The organism is Pontibacter sp. MBLB2868 (assembly GCF_051904785.1).
Lineage (GTDB): Bacteria > Bacteroidota > Bacteroidia > Cytophagales > Hymenobacteraceae > Pontibacter.
On record NZ_CP196710.1, the window covers coordinates 3,447,276 to 3,464,959 of the forward strand.

Genomic DNA, 17,684 nt, shown 5'->3' on the forward strand with positions numbered 1-17,684 from the left:
ATTAAGCTACTGGCGCGTTTTAAGTAGCGGTATATTATATTATAAGATATTGTTAATCTGCTCTTTGATCTTTTCCAGTTCTTCTTTCATCTCCACTACATAATGCTGTATTTTGGAATCGTTCGCCTTAGAACCTATTGTATTGATCTCGCGGCCTATTTCCTGAGAGATAAAGCCTAGCTTTTTACCTGTAGGTTCCGGCAAATAAGCCGTTTCAGTGAAGTAGTGCAGGTGGTTTATCAGTCGTACCTTTTCTTCAGCTATGTCCAGCTTTTCCATAAAGTACACCATCTCCTGCTCAAAGCGGTTTTTGTCAAACTGTTCAGAGTTGGATATCTCAACAAGATGCCCTCTGACACGTGTCCTGATATTCTCCATCCGTACAGGATCGTGTTTATCTATTTCAGCAAGCAGGATTCTGATCCTGTCTATATAAGACATGATCTCAGCGGTGAGAGCCTTTCCTTCATCCGTACGGAAAGAATTGAGGTTCTTGAGTGCTTCTTCTAAAAGCGGCTGAATCACATCCCACTCGGCATCTCCGGCTTCGTCCTCCTGTTCTTGTTGTAAGACATCCGGCATATGCAGCGCCAGCCTGAAAATATCCTGCTTTGAGGCTCCCACTGCATCCGCTGCACTGCTAAGCTCAGCATAATAAGCCTGCAGCAGCTCCTTATTAATTGTATTTCGTGCTTTCTGGGCCTTATTCTTGGTATAATCAACACTAACAGTAACCTTACCGCGCACAAGCGCCTTGGTTACCATGTTCCGTATTTCGTACTCTTTATCGTTTAAGTAGCGAGGCGTGCGTACACTCAGATCCATTCCTTTAGAATTCAGTGAGCGAATCTCCACTGAAATCGAGTATTGGTCTGAATCAAGGCGGGCACTGCCAAAGCCTGTCATGGACTGCAACATAAGCTCATTATATAATGATACTTTGGCAAATTAAGTATAAATATTCACTTTTGTGTAGCCAGTCGCACTAAAGCTTCCAAAAGCCTTCTTTTATGTGTGATGGCCTGCATAATTTAATATGTATCATGAAACCTGGTGTAGTGGTTTTCTCTGGATCCAACTGCGACCAAGACCTTTTAGATGCCGTTAGCAATGCCATTCAGCAGCAAGTGATTCAGTACGCACAGATCATGGTGGCTACGTAACAGGAATTTGTAACGGGTTCCAGATTCTGGTAGAGGCTGGTCTCCTGCCGGGTGCCCTGCTTTGCAATGTAAACCAGAAGTGTTATCTAGAATAACGTATATATAGAGCCGGCGTGACTAATCAGGAGAAGAATGTATTTGGTATGATGCCGCACCCTGAACGTGCCGTTGACCCTAAGTTGGGCAATACGGATGGTCTGGCTATTTTTGAATCGATTCTGCAAGCGATAAACGCTTAGATTTTAGATAATAATTTTAAAGGAGCCTCCCCGCAAGCTTTTTGGGGAGGCTCCTTATTTTACAAGTTTTACAAGCCCACGGCACCGGATTTCTGAAGTTAAATCCTATTTTGATTTAAAATTTGTACTTTTGCACTCTTAATGAGCTTAACAGTACACTTCAAGACACTTACTCCGCCCTGAATCCGGGAAATAACAAGCTATACCACTTAGCATGTCATTGTGCTTCCCTTGGCATTTCGTAGCATCTGTTAATGTTTACTTATTACCTGCCTAAACGAGTATACCCGCTTCATGTGTATATGCCTGGGAAGCGAGTGGAGATTTAGGCTCGATAATATTTATGCATCACTGTTGAATCTAACTGGTGCATCTACATGATTCATGTGAGTACAGCCTGGAGTAGGAGTGTACATTTTGTACAACAATCAATTAACATCTGTTTATTCAAATTAAAATAATGAACCAGTATTTAAGACTCTTTGATTTCAGCCAGAAAGTAGACTACAAAGTCGAGGTATTGGCTGGGCTTACAGTAGCCATGACCATGATCCCGGAGTCGCTTTCTTTTGCAATTCTGGCTGGTTTTCCGCCACTGGTGGGTTTATATGCCGCTTTTATAATGGGTTTGGTTACGGCAGTTCTCGGGGGCAGGCCAGGCATGATTTCTGGCGGGGCAGGCGCAACAGTTGTAGTGCTTATTGCTCTGATGCAATCTCATGGCCTGGAATATGTTTTTGCAGCAGTAGCACTGGCTGGTGTAATTCAGATACTTGTTGGTGTGTTTAAGCTTGGCAAGTTTATTCGTCTGGTGCCTCAGCCTGTTATGTATGGCTTTGTAAATGGCCTTGCCGTTATTATTTTCATGTCTCAGGTAGGGCAGTTTCAAACTGTTGTTAACGGAGATGTAGCCTGGTTGTCAGGTAGCGCTTTGTATATTATGGCAGGACTCGTAGCCCTGACCATTGCTATAATAGTTGTGTTGCCAAGATTTACCAAAGCAGTACCACCTTCCCTGGTAGCTATTATCGTTGTTTTTCTCATCGTGCTTGGGTTCGGGATAGATACTAAAACAGTTGCAGACATCGCAGCAGTAAGTGGTGGTTTCCCTCCTTTCCATATACCGGAAGTGCCCTTGAGCCTTGAGATGCTGCAGATAATATTCCCGTATGCTTTAATTATGGCAGGGGTAGGCCTGACTGAAAGCCTCCTGACATTAAACCTGGTAGATGAAATAACGGCAACCAGAGGTCAAAGTAATCGTGAATGTGTGGCACAGGGTAGTGCCAACGTCTTAAACGGTTTCTTTTTTGGTATGGGTGGCTGTGCTATGATCGCGCAGACATTAGTAAACCTTTCTGCGGGAGCACGAGCACGCCTGGCTGGTATAATAGCCGCCCTTACCATTTTAGTTATCATACTTATCGGAGCACCTGTCATCGAGAGAGTACCTATGGCAGCACTGGTTGGCGTAATGGTGATGGTTGCTATTGGCACATTTGAGTGGATCAGTTTCAGGATCATTAACAAAATGCCCAAGCAGGATGTATTTGTTGGTATTCTGGTGGCTTTGGTCACCATTTGGCTGCATAATCTTGCCCTGGCAGTATTAATTGGTGTTATCATTTCGGCACTTGTATTTGCATGGGAAAGTGCAAAGCGTATCAGGGCACGGAAATATGTAGATGAAAATGGTGTAAAGCATTATGAAATTTATGGCCCCCTGTTCTTTGGCTCCGTTACCGCTTTTTCTGAAAAGTTTGATGTATTAAATGACCCTGCAGAAGTGGTTGTAGACTTTAAGGAGAGTAGAGTAGCCGATATGTCAGGCATCGATGCCTTAAATAAACTGACAGAGCGCTATAACAAAGCAGGCAAAAAGCTACATCTGAAACATTTGAGTCCTGATTGCCTGGTGCTGCTACAAAACGCTGACGAGGTGATTGATGTAAATATAATGGAGGATCCGCATTACGCTGTCGTGACAGATAAACTTTCATAGTCTAACAGCTGCCTAACGTATAAATCCCGCTGCCTATCCGAATTCGGAAGGCAGCGGGATTTATACGTTAAGCCCCTCGGGTTTATATTAAGTACCGGAATCTCGTTAAATTAATCTACCATTTCGTTTACCGCATCTATCATAGCAAATACTTCGCCGGGGTGTTTGCCTATACGCTCGGCACGTTCTTTACCCAAGCGTACAATTAAAATATTCTTCTCAGGGATAACAATGATATACTGGCCTAATATTCCTCGGGCATAAAACACCTCCTGCCCTTTGTAATCAGGCAGAAGCCACCACTGATAGCCGTAAAAATCCACCTTTTTTTGGGTATCAGCATCAATAATACCACTAGGCGTAATAGAGGCTTTTACATAGGCAGGAGGAACAATCGTATCTCCGTTCCATACTCCATTGTGCAAGTATAACTTGCCCAGTCTTGCGAAGTCGCGGGCGTTGGAGAAAAAACAGCAGTACGCTTTTTCTATGCCTCCCCGGTGGTCTACGCTCCATTCAGCGTCCTCTTTGGCACCTAAAGGCTTCCATAGTTTTTCCTCGGCGAGTTCGCTTAGGTTTTTGCCTGTGGCAGCTTTCAGCACAAAAGCAAGTACCTGTGTATCGCCGCTTTTATAGTTAAACTCCTCCCCCGGTGCGCTTGCCACTTCCAGCCGCTTAATTATCTTTTTCAGGTTTGTACCATAATAAGCCTCTGTGGTCATGGAGAAAGGGTTGCTATAAGATTCATCCCAGTTAAGGCCGGAACTCATCCAGAGCAGGTGCTTTATTTTGATCTTTGCCTTATCTCCTTTCTTGAATGCAGGCAGGAAGTCGCCAACAGGCTGCTCTACACTTTTGATCTTGCCTTCTTTAATTGCAACACCCACCAGCATACTTACAATGCTTTTGGCCATAGAAAACGAGTTGCTAAGTGACTCATCCGAATAACCACCCCAGTATTGCTCGTAGAGGATAGAGTCATTTTTTATTACCAGAAAAGCAACAGACTGAATATCCTGGTGGAGTTTCTCCAGCTTAGGGGGCAATTGCAGCTTGTTATACTTTTCGGCCAATGGCCAGGGTTGCGATGTAGCTGGAGCCTCTATCTCGCGTTGCTCAAATATCTTGTTGTCATCGATGTTGGCGAAGTTATAAAACACGGCTTTGTACACATAGTTCTTGTCAGCTATGTTTATCCAGGCCGCAAAAAGGCCAAGCAGTAGCACTGCTCCTATTCCATAACGTCTTGCTTTTATGCTCATGAAGTAGCTTAGAAGTCGTAACCCAGTGTTACATAGAATTTAGGGCCCTTGCTTTTGTAATCCTCTTCGCCCCAGGCTACGTCTAACTTGCCATACACACCTAATAGGGTAGTCCGGGCTCCGAATCCGTAGCCTACCAGGAATGGATTCCGGTAGTTAATAACTGTTATTTCAAATGGGTTATTCCCTGTTCCGCCAGTGTTACCTCCTACAACACGTGTATTAATAGAGTTATTCCCTGTAAAGGGGTTGGAGCCATTGTAAGCGGAGCCAGCATCGGCAAAAGCAGTAAGCTGCAGGTTACGGAAGAAACCAGAAGGAATAGGGCCGTTATAGAGATACTGTACGATCGGGATGCGCAACTCCGCATTAGCCAGCAAGTATTTATTACCATTGCGTGTATTGTAATTGAAGCCACGTAACGGTGTTGCATATTCCAGGTAAAACAGATCAGCAGGCGATTGTATCAGGATATCATTTTGCTCCGAAGCAGCATCCTCATCAGCAAGCAGCCAGTTATCCATACCTCCAATCAGGAATTTTTTGGGAGAATTACCGAAAAATGATCCATAGCTTAAACGGGTAGCCAGAATAATCTGTCGGTGCAGCTTCTGGTAGTGGCGCAGGTCAACATAAAACTTACTAAAGTTAACAGCTGATTCCCCGAAGCCCCTCATTGAAAGTACACCTGCTTTCATACGGGTTCCTTCCATCATATTCACACCAGTGGCTACAGAGTTATCATATACCAGCTCCACGTTACCTCCACCAAAGTTGGTAATACTGTCCGGGGTGGCAAAGTTATTTACAAACGTAAAGCGCGTATTTACAAACTTAGGTTGTGCCCTGATGCTGGTGCTATGACTTAAGGGGTAAACCAGTGTTGGTGAGAACTCATTTTTTGCAAAACGCAACACAGCGCCTGTTTCATCTACTTGCGTGACAATGATATCACGACGGAACTGCATCCCAAGGTCTACCCGGTTCTTTAAGTTCATGTACTCTGCCCACAAGCGGCTTGTCTCAAGGTCGGTACGCAGGAAGGCACTGCCCCGAATATGATGGTTCTCGAAGAGGTCGCTCATATTTACACCTGCTACAATACCAAAACCTAATTGCGGATCGGCATAAACAGAGGTCACTACCTCCTGCACACTAAAGCGAAGGTCATAATCAAGAGGGCCGGCAATCTGCAGGTTACTGTCTACTGCTCCAGCTCTTCTAACCGTAGTTTTAGACTCTTTTTTAGGCTGGTCTTCTTTACTGAACTGATAGTTTTCAATATTTACTTCCCCCTTTGTACGGGTAGTGTCCTGCTTTTTAGAGTCGGTTTCCAGCAGCTTTCGGGTAAGTGCCGCCTGCTGTGGCATCCGTGCCCTTGTTTCCAGTATGATCTGCCGCGAAGTTTTAGGGAGACTGGTTAAAGCAACAGGCTCAAAGTTTGGCAACAGATAAACGAACTCTACAGATCGGTCTTTGGCGACAAAAGCAAGTGTATTGTTGCTCGCGACATAATCATAATCTTCTATGCCTTGTACAAAGTTAGTGAGCGGCTTGGTTACACCTGTTCCGAGGTCATATCGATACAGGCTTTTCACACCGCTTGCCTCGCCAAGGAAAAGAATGTTTCCGTCTTCAGTAGATCTTGGGCGCAGTTCGCTTGCGATGGTGTTTGTAATTTGGCGCAGGTTTGAATTAGGCCCCTGCCGTTCCAAAACAAAAATATCATAGTTATTTACGATACTTGCAAAGGTTGGTGTGGCAGTTTTCCCTGTGCTGTCTACCCAGCGGTTCGAACTGAAAACAATATTATTGGTACCCTTTAGAAAAGCAGGTTGAATGTCGTCGTAAATATCCTTTGTCAGCTGTTTCTGCAAACGGCCATTGGCACTCAGCAGGAATATGTCGGTTTGTCCGTCCTGGGTAGCACTCACCACTATGTCCTGGCCATTTTCGGAGTAGTTCATGTCATACACCTGCGTAAACTGTTGCAGCACAACAGCCGGTGTAGTCAGGTTTTCATACAGCGGAATCATTGAATAATGATCCCGTGCGTCAACCTGCCTTAAAGTCATTTTACCACGCCGGGCTTCTATAAAGCCCAGCTGGTTGTTGGAGCGCCAGGCAAGCACAGGAATGGCGTAATCCACTTGCTGATCCATGGTTTTATAGCCACCACGCCATACTATCCAGTCCTTTTGGGTTCTAACGTCCTGCACAATTATCTTAAAGCTGCCATTATCGTTCTCGGCGTATGCCAGCAGTGTTCCGGCCGGGTTTAGCACCGGCTCACTGTAATGATGTTGTTGCTTGTTCTTTTTGTCAACTTTTGCGGCATCCGGCATATTAACCAATGGGCTGTCTGTGCTGGTGTTGATCTGGACATAATAGTTATACCAGTCCTGCAGGAAGCGCTTATAAGGTATGTTGAGACTACTGGTAATCCCAATCTCCACATCACGGGTGATGCGGGTGAGGTTCAGGATATTCTGGATGGACGTATAGCCGTAGCGCTCGGCGATATAATTCCAGATTGACTGGCCGGTTAGTTCCTGGTTGCGGGCAAAAAATGCCTCCGGGCGTTGCTTCCCTTCCAGTAGCATGTCACGCATGTAATTATCCATCCGAACACTCCAGCCCTCGGCAGTGTAAGCGGCGGCCCCACTGATAAACCAATCAGGTAAGCGTAAAAGGTAACTGCTCTGCAACGCTTCCTTCAAACTACCGCCATACATCATGTCGTTAAGCAGGAGTTCGGTAAGGTCGTAACTCAGGTCACGTTTAAAGTCGGTCTGGGTATTATTAAATGCCAGCTCGATCTTATTTTTCATGAACAGGGTTTCACCACCTGTCTGGTATTGGTCACTGTTCAGGCCAATGTTGCTTTGGCGCAGGTCAGTTGTGGAATTATAGAGGATGAGGGTTATCTTGGAGTAAGGATAATACCCGATCAGACTAGTAATGCGTTTCAGTTCTTTTTCGGCATACTCGGCAGCGTTCAGGGCGGCTAGTTTGCCCCCATCGTAGAAGTAAATGTTGAAGTTCTGGGTGCTGTACAACTTCCAGTCAAAGTTTTTGTACTGTATCCGGCTCTTTCCGAAAACATCTCGTCCAGGTTGTGCCTGAAGGGTATTTGCCGCTAAAGCGTACAGCACAAGCAGCAACAATAACCTAGTATATAAACGCATGCGCTTAGGGTTGATAGTTCTGGTGTTCTTTATAGTTGTAATATAACGAAAAATAACGCGAAATGTGTATCTCTGGCAGCAGGTCCGTTTTTCCTTCCAGGGCATCGGCAAAGTTCCGGGCAAGAAACGGCGCCATCAGCACTCCCTTAGACCCCATGCCATTAAATATACTCAATTGCGGGTGTTCCGGATGTTTCCCACCTAACGGTCGTCTGTCCCGTACGGCGGGCCTGATACCTGCCCAGTGATTTACCACGTGAAAGTTTTGCGATGTGATCTGCGTAAAACGCTCAGCAAGCTCTTCTTTACCAGCTGTTGTGGGCAGTTCGTCAGGTTGGCGCCAGTTGTAGGTGGCACCGATCTTAAATCTGCCCCCTCCTACCGGAACAACGTAAACAGCTTTGTTATAGATGCATTCCGGCTCAAAATTCTCCGTTTGCACCTCTAATACCTCCCCCTTGGTAGGCTGCAGCGGCAGCCACTTAAAGTATGGATTATGCACAACCTGGTATCCCTCGCAAAAAATGAGATGTGTTGCAGTGATGTTTCCATACTTTACGCCGCTTTCAGTTAGCTGCAGTTGCTCCATGTCAAACCGCTCCGGTAGCATCAGCCCCTTCTCCAGTAACTCATCCGTGAGCAGCTGCAGCATCTCAGCCACTTTTAAGTAGCCGCCTTGTTTTATCATGATCCCACCATACGGATCGTGTATTGTTGGCTGCGCTATGCTTTGTGTATAGGTTGCCTCAATATACTTATCCCAACCTTCACCGGCACTTTTAGCCATCCAGGTGTTCTGCTCCTCAATGGAGGAGAATATCTTATAGATCGGCTTATGTACATACAACTCCACACCATAACGGCCCTCTAACGCATCATAAAATTCATCCGCTGCCGGAATAAAATCATCTACCATCCAGGATTTCGCAAAGCGCTTACCTGCAATAGGGTTTACAAGTCCTGCTGCTACCCTGGAAGCGGAGTTTGTCTTTGGTTCATCAATTACCAGCACTCGATGCCCACGTTTGCGTAACGTATCCGCCAGTATGGCTCCAGCCAGGCCGTGCCCCACAACTATAAAATCGTAATTCATAGAGGCAAGTTACAAGATGTACAGGTGAAATTCGTAACTTAGAAGCCAGTTTTATGGGCCAGAAGACAAAACAAAGAAAGCAATGACAGTTACCTGCCTTACCTTTAATCCGTTTCAGGAAAACACTTATCTGCTGCACGACGAAACCAAGGAGTGCGTAGTTATAGACCCGGGTTGTTACGAAAAGCACGAACGCGAACAACTGAAGAAGTTTATTGAAGACAATGACTTAAAGGTGGTAAGACTGCTGAATACACATTGCCATATTGACCATGTGCTCGGAAACAAATTTGTAGCTGATACCTACAGTGTTCCTCTGGAGATACACCCCGAGGATGAGCAGATTCTTCGGGCTGTGCCTGCTTATGCGCCTAACTATGGCTTTCAGCTATATGCAGAGCAACTGCCAGGTAAGTTCCTGCACGAAGGTGACACTGTTACGTTTGGCAACACTGAACTGGAAGTAATTTTTGCACCAGGCCACGCACCGGGGCACGTAGTTTTTTATAACAAAAAAGATAAAGTAGTGATCGGAGGCGATGTGCTCTTTAAGGCCAGCATTGGCCGCACTGACTTACCTGGCGGTGACTTCGATACGCTGATCAAAAGTATAAAGACGAAACTCTTTTCGCTTCCCGATGAGGTTACGGTTTATCCGGGTCATGGCCCGGAAACAACCATCGGCGATGAGAAAAATCATAATCCCTTTCTGCAATAGCCCAGCTACAGCCTCCCTTACATGAAAAAACACATACCCAATGCCATCACCTGCCTCAACCTGTTCTCCGGTTGCCTGGCATTGTATTTTGCATTTCAGGGCCAACTGGTCTATACCGCATACCTGGTAGCTCTAGCTGCAGTCTTCGATTTTCTGGATGGAATGATCGCCCGCGTCTTAGGGGCCTATTCCGAGATCGGAAAGCAACTGGATTCCCTGGCCGATATGGTGTCTTTTGGCGTTGTGCCCGGCGCTGTTATGTTCATGCTGTTGCAGAAAACCGGTAACACTATAGTTGGTCTCCCTACTGATAAAGTAGCTTTCGTCGGTTTCCTGATCACCATTTTCTCTGCCCTTCGACTGGCTAAATTTAACATCGATACCCGCCAGACCACCTCCTTTATAGGGCTACCCACACCAGCCTGTACTATTCTGGTGGCTTCGCTCCCACTTATCCTGGAGCACGGCGACCTGATTCATTATGAGATTATACTTAATCCACTGGTACTTATTGGCCTAACCATACTACTATCGTTTCTGCTGATAGCTGAGCTGCCTTTGTTTGCGCTGAAGTTTTCGAACCTTACCTGGCAAGACAACTCCCTGCGCTTTATATTCCTGATTCTGTCGCTTATTTTGATAGCACTTCTTAAATTCGCAGCTATACCACTGATCATTGCGTTATACATCCTGTTGTCTATTATCAAAACAACTTCACAATCATGAAGCTGAAGGTCGATATTGATGTAGTGCCTCGTCCGGAATTATCAGCCCCACAAGGTGAAGTTGTATTACCAAATCTGGAACACCTCGGACTGGATCAGGTGGATGATGTTCTCTTTGGCAAACACCTTACAGAAGGTAGAGAAGGCTTGCAGTAAACTACTGGCAAACCTTATAGTGAAATTTTATACTTATGAACTAAAGCAGGCTTAAAAAACTTGCTGATCTGCAATAATTTAGCTGTATATGTGTTAACTTGTGAAATACTGCCAGGGGTACAAAGTCTCTGGCAGTATTTTTTAACAAAGACACGGTTTAATATGGGCCTTATTCGACTAGTTTTTGCTTGCGCTTTCCTTTTACTGAACTTGCTGACGAATGGAGCAAAAGCCCAATCAACGATAACAATTACCTGGAGCGGCTATGAAGCCGTGCCCCCTACTGCTACGCTTACTGATAAAATACCCACCTTTAATGGAGCTACAGTAGACTATACCCTACACCTGCCGTATTACAGGCTGCGTGTACCACAGCATCTGGAGAATTTTACGCTCGCCAACACTACTTACAAAGTTTTTACTCTAGAAGAGCAGAAGCTGTTTGGCAAGCAATCATTTGAAGCAGCGCCGGTAGTGCAAATTTCAAATGCCACAGAAAATAAACTGCCCGTAGCAATTGTTTCCGTACTGCCCATACGCCGTAATCCACAAACCAATCAACTGGAAAAGCTGATCTCATTCAGCTATACTTACAACGGACGTAGCAGTAAAACCAGCAACGCCAGAACAAGCAGCAGCAACTTTGCATCTAATTCAGTTTTAAGCACCGGAGAATGGTACAAACTGGCGGTTACAACAACAGGCGTATTTAAAATCGATAAAAGTTTGCTGCAGAGCCTGGGCGTAAACACACAATCCCTGGATCCGAGAACAATTCAGATTTACGGAAATGGCGGTGGTATGCTGCCGCAGCCCAATAGCGCCCCCCGGCCCGACGACCTGACGGAGAACCCGATTATGGTAACGGGTGAGGCCGACGGGCGTTTTGATGACGCAGATTATGCGCTGTTTTATGCAAAAGGGCCGCACTCCTGGAACTATAACGATACAAAAAAACAGTTCGAGCATAGCTACAACTTTTACTCGGATACTGCTTTTTACTTCCTGCGGCTTGGGTCAGCGCAGGGAACCCGGATTAACAGCCGCGCACAGGCAGCAGGTGCAACACAAACCATAACCAGTTACGATGAGCACATGTTTCATGAAAAAGACCTGAAAAATATGGTTTTTTCTGGGCGTGAGTGGTATGGTGAGGAATTCAGCTCTTTTAATGTATCGCGCACCGTCAGTTTTCCGGTTTCTGATGTAGTGCCAGGTTCTGACGTAAAACTTACAGCATTCCTGATGGCTAACTCCCCGGCAGAGTGCTCTTTTACAATCAAACTCAATGACCAGAACCTGGGTACGCAAAGCATTCCCAGCAGAGGGAATTTCTATTTTCACCCGGAGGGGGTTAACAGTACGCAAACTTATACCCTGAGCCAGCAAAAACTAGGCGCTGCAACAGATCATAAGGTTACATTAGACTTTAATACCGGTGGCAGCTCTACCTCACTCGGGTACCTTAACTACCTGGAGTTAAACTACAACAGGCAGCTAAAGCTGTACGGCGAACAAAGCAGTTTCAGATCAGTGGCAAGCATGGCCGCTCCGGTAAGTACTTTTAGCATTTCGGGTGCACCTGCAGGTGCTATGGTGTGGGATGTAACAGACCCGCTTAAACCGGTATTGCAGCAAACCACCTCTGGGGCTAACCTTACGTTTAGTATAGCCACTGACGAACTCAGGGAGTTTATTGTGCTGCAGAGTAATATTACAAACAAGCCTGTAGCAGTAGGTAAAGTAGCCAACCAGAACCTGCATAACCAAAACCAGAACGGCCAGTTAGATTTTGTTATCGTTACTAATCCTAAGTTTCTGCAGGAGGCCAACCGGTTGGCAGAACACCGCCGCAAGCACAGTAACATGCAGGTATCTGTTGTAACCACCACACAAGTCTACAATGAATTTTCTTCCGGGGCTCAGGATGTAACTGCCATACGCGACTTTATGCGGATGTTGTACAAACGAAGCACCAAGAGTGGTGACAACCATATGTACCTGCTGCTTTTCGGGGATACCTCTTACGATTATAAGAACCGCCTTAGCAACAATACGAACTTTGTACCTGTCTATGAATCCCGGCAGTCACTTCACCCTATCTCCAGCTATTCTTCGGAAGACTATTATGGTTTTCTGGATGATGATGAAGGAGAATGGGCAGAGACCACTGCAGGCGATCATTTACTGGACATAGGCATTGGCCGGTTACCAGCTGAATCTCAAACGGAAGCAGCCAACATCGTAAATAAAATCATTGCTTACGATAGTCCCTCTCATTTAGGAAACTGGAGAAGTCGGGTAACCTTTGTAGCGGATGACGGAGATTATAACGAGCACCTGAACGATGCGGAGTACCTGGCTAACCTTCTGCAGACGATTGCACCTAATTACAACCCAAACAAAGTATATATTGACCTTTACCGACAGGTAGCTGTTTCAAATGGCCAACGCGCACCAGATGCCGTTGCAGCTTTAAATAAAGCTATAGAACAGGGCTCACTGATCACCAACTATACCGGCCACGGAAACGAGGTTAGCTGGTCTTCGGAGCAAATACTTACCATTCCACAAATAAACAGCTTTACAAACAAAGATAATCTCACTTTCCTGCTTACTGCCACTTGCGAATTTGGCCGCTACGACGACCCTTCCCGCCCATCAGGAGCAGAGACCATCCTGCTGCAGCCGAACGGTGGAGCGGTTGGCCTTATCTCTACCACGCGCCCTGTTTATTCTAACGGTAACCGGGTATTGAACAGAAATTTCTTTAAGAGTGCCTTTGCCCCTGTTGCAGGTCAATACCCCAGGTTAGGAGACTTGCTGATGAGCACCAAGAACAATAGTATCACAGATAATGTGAGTGGTTCTAAAGGAGTAAACAATCGCAACTTCACGCTGCTGGCAGACCCAACATTACAATTAGCTTACCCATCGTTGCAGGCACAAATTACACATATCAATGGCAAAGCAGCTGCTGCAGATACTTTAAGTGCACTCAGCAAGGTTAGCTTTAAAGGCAATGTAACCACTTATTCTGGCAATGTGGCTGCAGACTTCAATGGTGATATCAGGGTAACGGTATACGAAAAACCTGTAACCCTGCGCACGTTTGGCGATGATGGCTCTCAACCGCAGCCTATTAAAGTGCGTGAAAATATTTTGTATGATGGTAAGGCAACAGTCAAGAGTGGCTTATTTGATGTAGCGTTTGTGGTACCGAAAGACATTGCCTATAACTATGGCAACGGTAAGGTGTCTTTATATGCAACAAACGGGGCGTTAGATGCTTTAGGTGCAAACCAGTCTGTCATCATAGGCGGTAGTGCCAAAAACGCTGAAGCAGACAATACGCCTCCTACAGTAAAGCTTTTTATGAATGATGAATCGTTTGTGTTCGGAGCCCCTACTAATAAAGATGCTGTGCTGCTTGCTAAACTTTTTGACGATAACGGGATTAATACAGCAGGTTTAGGAATAGGACATGAGTTAACGGCAATCCTGGATGATGATAGGGATAATGTAATTGTTTTAAATGACTACTATACTGCCGAGGCAGACAGTTATCAGGAGGGAAGGGTTAAGTATTACTTTAAAGATCTGGCACCCGGTCCGCACTCACTTCGGGTGAAAGCCTGGGATACACATAACAATGCAGCCGAAGAATACATAGAATTTGTTGTATCTAATGATAGCAAAATTGCGTTAGAGCATGTGCTGAATCATCCTAATCCTTTTTCCACTAAAACAACATTTCATTTTGACCACAATAGGGCTGGAGATAACCTGGAGATACAGGTGCAGATATTTACAATTTCAGGTAAACTGGTAAAGACACTTGAAACAACAAGCTATGCAAGTAAGGCACATTTTGCAGATATAACATGGAATGGCAGGGATGAGTATAATGATTTACTTGGCAGAGGCGTTTATATTTATAAAGTGAATGTCCGATCGCAGTTGGATGGTTCTAAAACCTCAATATTTGAGAAGCTCGTAATTTTAAATTAAAAATTACCCGATAATTTCTATATTTGATATAGTTATCAACAAACTACATATGTATAAAAGAAGTACTTTAGTAAAGGCATTTGCTTTTTTGGCAACGTTTGCGTCAGCTCCAGTTGCTTTTGCCCAAACAACTGTTGGTAGTAATGCAGTGACAACAGCAGTGCCTATCCTTACAGTTGCTCCAGATGCTCGCTCTGCCGCTCTCGGAGATGCCGGTGTTGCGCTTAGCCCGGATGCAAATGCTCCATTCTGGAACCCTGCAAAACTTGGCTTTGTGAAGAATGATATGAGTGTTAGTTTCTCTTACTCTCCCTGGTTACGCAACATTGTTGATGATATGTCTCTTAGCTATTTATCCGGTTATAAAAGGTTAAGTGAGACATCAGCCTTATCTGTTTCTCTTTTATACTTTGATCTAGGACAGATTCAGTTCATTGATGAGAACCGTATTCCTATAAATGACTATAATCCTAAGGAATATGCTGTTTCTTTAGCATATGGCCAGGCACTAAGCGAAAACTTCAGTCTGGGTATTGGAGCTAGGTTTATACACTCTAACCTGGCAGGAAACGTAAATGTTGGAGGTTCATCATCCACCTTTGAGTCGGAACCAGGTAATACAGCAGCAGTTGACGTTGGTGTATATTATAACAAGGACCTGGGACAATCTCTTAACCTTGCTTTAGGTGCTAATGTGTCTAATATTGGTGGTAAGATATCTTATACTACAAAAGACGAAAAGGACTTTTTACCTACAAACCTTAAGCTTGGTACAGCGGTTACTTATAACCTGGATGCTTATAACAAGCTGACATTCCTTTTAGATGCGAACAAGCTTCTGGTACCATCTCCTGGTGCTGACAGTACCCAAACGGTATTGAGCGGTATATTCACTTCGTTCGGAGACGCTGAAGGCGGTTTCAGTGAAGAAGTTAAGGAAGTTGTTCTTTCAGGCGGTGTAGAGTATTGGTATAATGATCTTTTTGCTGCCAGAGCTGGTTATTTCTTCGAAAATGAAGACAAGGGTGGTCGTAAGTATTTCTCACTAGGATTAGGTTTACGCTACCAGAAATTTGGCATCGATGCAGCTTACCTGATACCAAATGACCAGAACAATCCGCTGGCTCAAACGTTACGTTTTAGTATAGCACTCAACCTGGATTAATAGAACCAATAAAAAAATAATGCTTGACAGAACTATAGCTCCTGACATACACGAAATTGACGCAGTCTCTTTACAGATCGCAGAAGTTACACATTTAGACAACGGAGCAAGATTACATATTATCAAAAACGAAACCCAGCCTGTGATCAGGCTGGATTTTGTTTTTAAGGCCGGCAAGTGGTACGAAGCTAAGACAGGAGTATCTGACCTGACTGCTAAAATGTTAATGGAAGGGACAGTTAATTATACTGCTAAGCAAATCGCAGAAAAGATTGGCTTCTTTGGTGCCTCCATGGACATTAACCATGGGTACGACCGCACCGAACTTACGGTGTACTGCCTCTCAAAATATATTGATGAACTGCTGCCTCTTATGTTGGATATCCTTCAGAATCCGACATTTCCAGAAGAAGAGTTTAAGCTTTTAAAGAAGAGAACTTTACAAACTTTAAAAGTACAGCGACAAAAAAACAACTACCTCGCTACACATGCTTTAACAAAACTGATCTACGGTGAAGACCACCCATACATATTTGGGTTTGATGAGCATGGATTGGATGATGTAGAGCTTGAGCTATTAAAGCAATACTATCATGAGCATTACAGCACGAAAGATCTTGAGATATTTGCCTGTGGAGCAGTAGATGATACGATGTATCAGAACTTTGTTACAGGTATCAGCAAACTGAATTTAGAAAATGGTATCAAGGCTGAAAGCAATAATGCGAATAAAGCCATAGTATCAGAGACCAATAAGAAGATACTTGTTGAAACACCTGAAAGCCTACAGTCTTCGATAAGAATAGGCAGAAGCTTTCCACTTAACAACAGTGAAGATTACCTAAAGCTGAAGGTTATGAACGAAATCTTTGGCGGGTATTTCGGATCGAGGTTAATGAAGAATATCAGGGAAGACAAGGGATATACTTACGGTATTTATTCCGCTATTTCTCCAAAAGAACATGACACGCTATTTTTTATTGGAACGGACGTCAAATCCTCAGTTACAGCGGATACTATAAGTGAGATAAAAAAGGAAATAGCAAGAATGCAGAATGAGCTTGTTCCAGAGGAAGAACTCAGTACAGTAAAAAATTATATGTTGGGTAAGTTCATAAATGATGTGACAACCATTTTCGAGCAGTGCGATAGGTATAAGAAAGTTGTGCTGCACAACTTGTCTATGGACCACTATAACAATTATATAACCACAATCAGAAATATAACTCCTTCCGAAATCCAGGATTTAGCTCAACGTTATTTGAATGAGGATAGCTTATTTACTGCTATAGCAGGTAAAAACTAAAGCTATTCCGCTTTATAAAAAAAGCCAGTGCGTTTATGCACTGGCTTTTTTTGTATGTAGTGATTTTAACAATTGAAAGAGTTGATGATGCTTCAACTATCTTTATCACGCAATCGAAGTGGGAGGAGGTTTTTTCGTTGGAGAACCTGCTGCACCCGCGCTTTATCAACAGCTAAGCGCAGATCGGTATCAAAACAAAGAGGGCGCCTGCTTATAGCGGGCGCCCTCTTTGTTTTTGTTCCTTAGCCTGTATCCCCAGGCCCTTAGCCTTGCTTTGTCTTGCCTTTCCATAGGATCACCCTTTGGCAGCGGCCTGGCTTGGTGAGTTGCCAGGGTGAATGGCACCAGCCGGCGTCATTACGTTTTGCTGCTGGTGGTGGTAGGGGTAAAAATGCCAAACAGGGCAGCTTCCTGTGCGGATGCTGCCCTGCTGGTGTTGGGGTTGGCGGCCACCTACTCTCCCGGGTGTGACCCCAGTACCATCGGCGCGTCCGGGCTTAACTTCTCTGTTCGGGATGGGAAGAGGTGCTCACCGGAGCCATAGCCACCATTATCGTCGCTGCCGTCGTTGTGGCAGTCTAATGCTTATAGAAGCTTGTTTTGAGCATGATTGGGGAGAGAGCGGAAAAGTGGCGGGCCGCGTTGCGGCTAAAGGC

12 protein-coding genes, 1 rRNA gene and 1 pseudogene are annotated in these 17,684 nt (G+C 44.8%); 9 read left to right on the top strand and 5 right to left on the bottom strand.

The features are described from left to right. Positions 1 to 39: 39 nt before the first annotated feature. Positions 40 to 918, bottom strand: coding sequence for a YicC/YloC family endoribonuclease (locus tag ACSX1A_RS14700; RefSeq protein WP_439880401.1), 879 nt, complete (start codon positions 916 to 918; stop codon positions 40 to 42). A gap of 125 nt (positions 919 to 1,043) precedes the next feature. On the opposite strand from ACSX1A_RS14700, the pseudogene ACSX1A_RS14705 reads away from it, so the two are divergent. Next, a pseudogene (locus ACSX1A_RS14705) lies at positions 1,044 to 1,402 on the top strand (hypothetical protein). 460 nt (positions 1,403 to 1,862) lie between these two features. After that, a complete protein-coding gene (locus ACSX1A_RS14710; RefSeq protein WP_439880402.1) occupies positions 1,863 to 3,404 on the top strand; it encodes a SulP family inorganic anion transporter in 1,542 nt (513 codons plus the stop codon). A gap of 110 nt (positions 3,405 to 3,514) precedes the next feature. On the opposite strand, the gene ACSX1A_RS14715 is transcribed toward ACSX1A_RS14710, so the two are convergent. The 3 genes from ACSX1A_RS14715 to ACSX1A_RS14725 are packed head-to-tail and all read right to left on the bottom strand — an operon-like array spanning position 3,515 to position 8,947. Beyond that, positions 3,515 to 4,666 carry a serine hydrolase domain-containing protein gene (locus ACSX1A_RS14715; RefSeq protein ID WP_439880403.1) on the bottom strand — a complete coding sequence of 384 codons (1,152 nt, stop codon included), beginning with the start codon at positions 4,664 to 4,666 and terminating at the stop codon, positions 3,515 to 3,517. A gap of 8 nt (positions 4,667 to 4,674) precedes the next feature. Continuing rightward, positions 4,675 to 7,854, bottom strand: coding sequence for a hypothetical protein (locus tag ACSX1A_RS14720; protein WP_439880404.1), 3,180 nt, complete (start codon positions 7,852 to 7,854; stop codon positions 4,675 to 4,677). Positions 7,855 to 7,858: 4 nt separating this feature from the next. After that, a complete protein-coding gene (locus ACSX1A_RS14725) occupies positions 7,859 to 8,947 on the bottom strand; it encodes an NAD(P)/FAD-dependent oxidoreductase (protein WP_439880405.1) in 1,089 nt (362 codons plus the stop codon). Positions 8,948 to 9,029: 82 nt separating this feature from the next. Here ACSX1A_RS14725 and ACSX1A_RS14730 point away from each other — a divergent pair, with 82 nt between their 5' ends. The 7 genes from ACSX1A_RS14730 to ACSX1A_RS14760 all read left to right on the top strand — a co-directional run bounded on the left by ACSX1A_RS14730 (position 9,030) and on the right by ACSX1A_RS14760 (position 17,204). Beyond that, positions 9,030 to 9,665, top strand: coding sequence for an MBL fold metallo-hydrolase (locus tag ACSX1A_RS14730; protein WP_439880406.1), 636 nt, complete (start codon positions 9,030 to 9,032; stop codon positions 9,663 to 9,665). Between the two features lie 21 nt (positions 9,666 to 9,686). Further along, positions 9,687 to 10,391 carry a CDP-diacylglycerol--serine O-phosphatidyltransferase gene (pssA, locus tag ACSX1A_RS14735; protein WP_439880407.1) on the top strand — a complete coding sequence of 235 codons (705 nt, stop codon included), beginning with the start codon at positions 9,687 to 9,689 and terminating at the stop codon, positions 10,389 to 10,391. Further along, positions 10,388 to 10,546 (top strand): phosphoribosylformylglycinamidine synthase subunit PurS, encoded by a 159-nt coding sequence (locus ACSX1A_RS14740; RefSeq protein ID WP_439880408.1) that lies wholly within the window; start codon positions 10,388 to 10,390, stop codon positions 10,544 to 10,546. The genes pssA and ACSX1A_RS14740 overlap by 4 nt, the downstream gene beginning before the upstream one ends. Positions 10,547 to 10,708: 162 nt before the next feature. After that, complete coding sequence (gene porU, locus ACSX1A_RS14745; RefSeq protein ID WP_439880409.1) at positions 10,709 to 14,557, top strand: type IX secretion system sortase PorU; 3,849 nt, start codon at positions 10,709 to 10,711, stop codon at positions 14,555 to 14,557. A gap of 49 nt (positions 14,558 to 14,606) precedes the next feature. Beyond that, on the top strand, positions 14,607 to 15,722 hold the full coding sequence (porV, locus tag ACSX1A_RS14750) for a type IX secretion system outer membrane channel protein PorV (RefSeq protein ID WP_439880410.1): 1,116 nt from the start codon (positions 14,607 to 14,609) through the stop codon (positions 15,720 to 15,722). 19 nt (positions 15,723 to 15,741) lie between these two features. Further along, positions 15,742 to 17,028 (top strand): M16 family metallopeptidase, encoded by a 1,287-nt coding sequence (locus ACSX1A_RS14755; RefSeq protein WP_439880411.1) that lies wholly within the window; start codon positions 15,742 to 15,744, stop codon positions 17,026 to 17,028. 35 nt (positions 17,029 to 17,063) lie between these two features. After that, positions 17,064 to 17,204 (top strand): hypothetical protein, encoded by a 141-nt coding sequence (locus tag ACSX1A_RS14760; RefSeq protein WP_439880412.1) that lies wholly within the window; start codon positions 17,064 to 17,066, stop codon positions 17,202 to 17,204. 264 nt (positions 17,205 to 17,468) lie between these two features. Here the strand turns inward: ACSX1A_RS14760 and rrf are convergent. Further along, positions 17,469 to 17,580, bottom strand: a 5S ribosomal RNA gene (gene rrf / locus ACSX1A_RS14765). Between the last annotated feature and the right edge of the window lie 104 nt (positions 17,581 to 17,684).

Excerpts from the sequence above, each read along its gene's own strand:
- ACSX1A_RS14700 (WP_439880401.1), bottom strand. The coding sequence starts at position 918 with ATGTTGCAGTCCATGACAGGCTTTGGCAGTGCCCGCCTTGATTCAGAC.
- ACSX1A_RS14710 (WP_439880402.1), top strand. The coding sequence starts at position 1,863 with ATGAACCAGTATTTAAGACTCTTTGATTTCAGCCAGAAAGTAGACTAC.
- ACSX1A_RS14715 (WP_439880403.1), bottom strand. The coding sequence starts at position 4,666 with ATGAGCATAAAAGCAAGACGTTATGGAATAGGAGCAGTGCTACTGCTT.
- ACSX1A_RS14720 (WP_439880404.1), bottom strand. The coding sequence starts at position 7,854 with ATGCGTTTATATACTAGGTTATTGTTGCTGCTTGTGCTGTACGCTTTA.
- ACSX1A_RS14725 (WP_439880405.1), bottom strand. The coding sequence starts at position 8,947 with ATGAATTACGATTTTATAGTTGTGGGGCACGGCCTGGCTGGAGCCATA.
- ACSX1A_RS14730 (WP_439880406.1), top strand. The coding sequence starts at position 9,030 with ATGACAGTTACCTGCCTTACCTTTAATCCGTTTCAGGAAAACACTTAT.
- pssA (WP_439880407.1), top strand. The coding sequence starts at position 9,687 with ATGAAAAAACACATACCCAATGCCATCACCTGCCTCAACCTGTTCTCC.
- ACSX1A_RS14740 (WP_439880408.1), top strand. The coding sequence starts at position 10,388 with ATGAAGCTGAAGGTCGATATTGATGTAGTGCCTCGTCCGGAATTATCA.
- porU (WP_439880409.1), top strand. The coding sequence starts at position 10,709 with ATGGGCCTTATTCGACTAGTTTTTGCTTGCGCTTTCCTTTTACTGAAC.
- porV (WP_439880410.1), top strand. The coding sequence starts at position 14,607 with ATGTATAAAAGAAGTACTTTAGTAAAGGCATTTGCTTTTTTGGCAACG.
- ACSX1A_RS14755 (WP_439880411.1), top strand. The coding sequence starts at position 15,742 with ATGCTTGACAGAACTATAGCTCCTGACATACACGAAATTGACGCAGTC.
- ACSX1A_RS14760 (WP_439880412.1), top strand. The coding sequence starts at position 17,064 with ATGCACTGGCTTTTTTTGTATGTAGTGATTTTAACAATTGAAAGAGTT.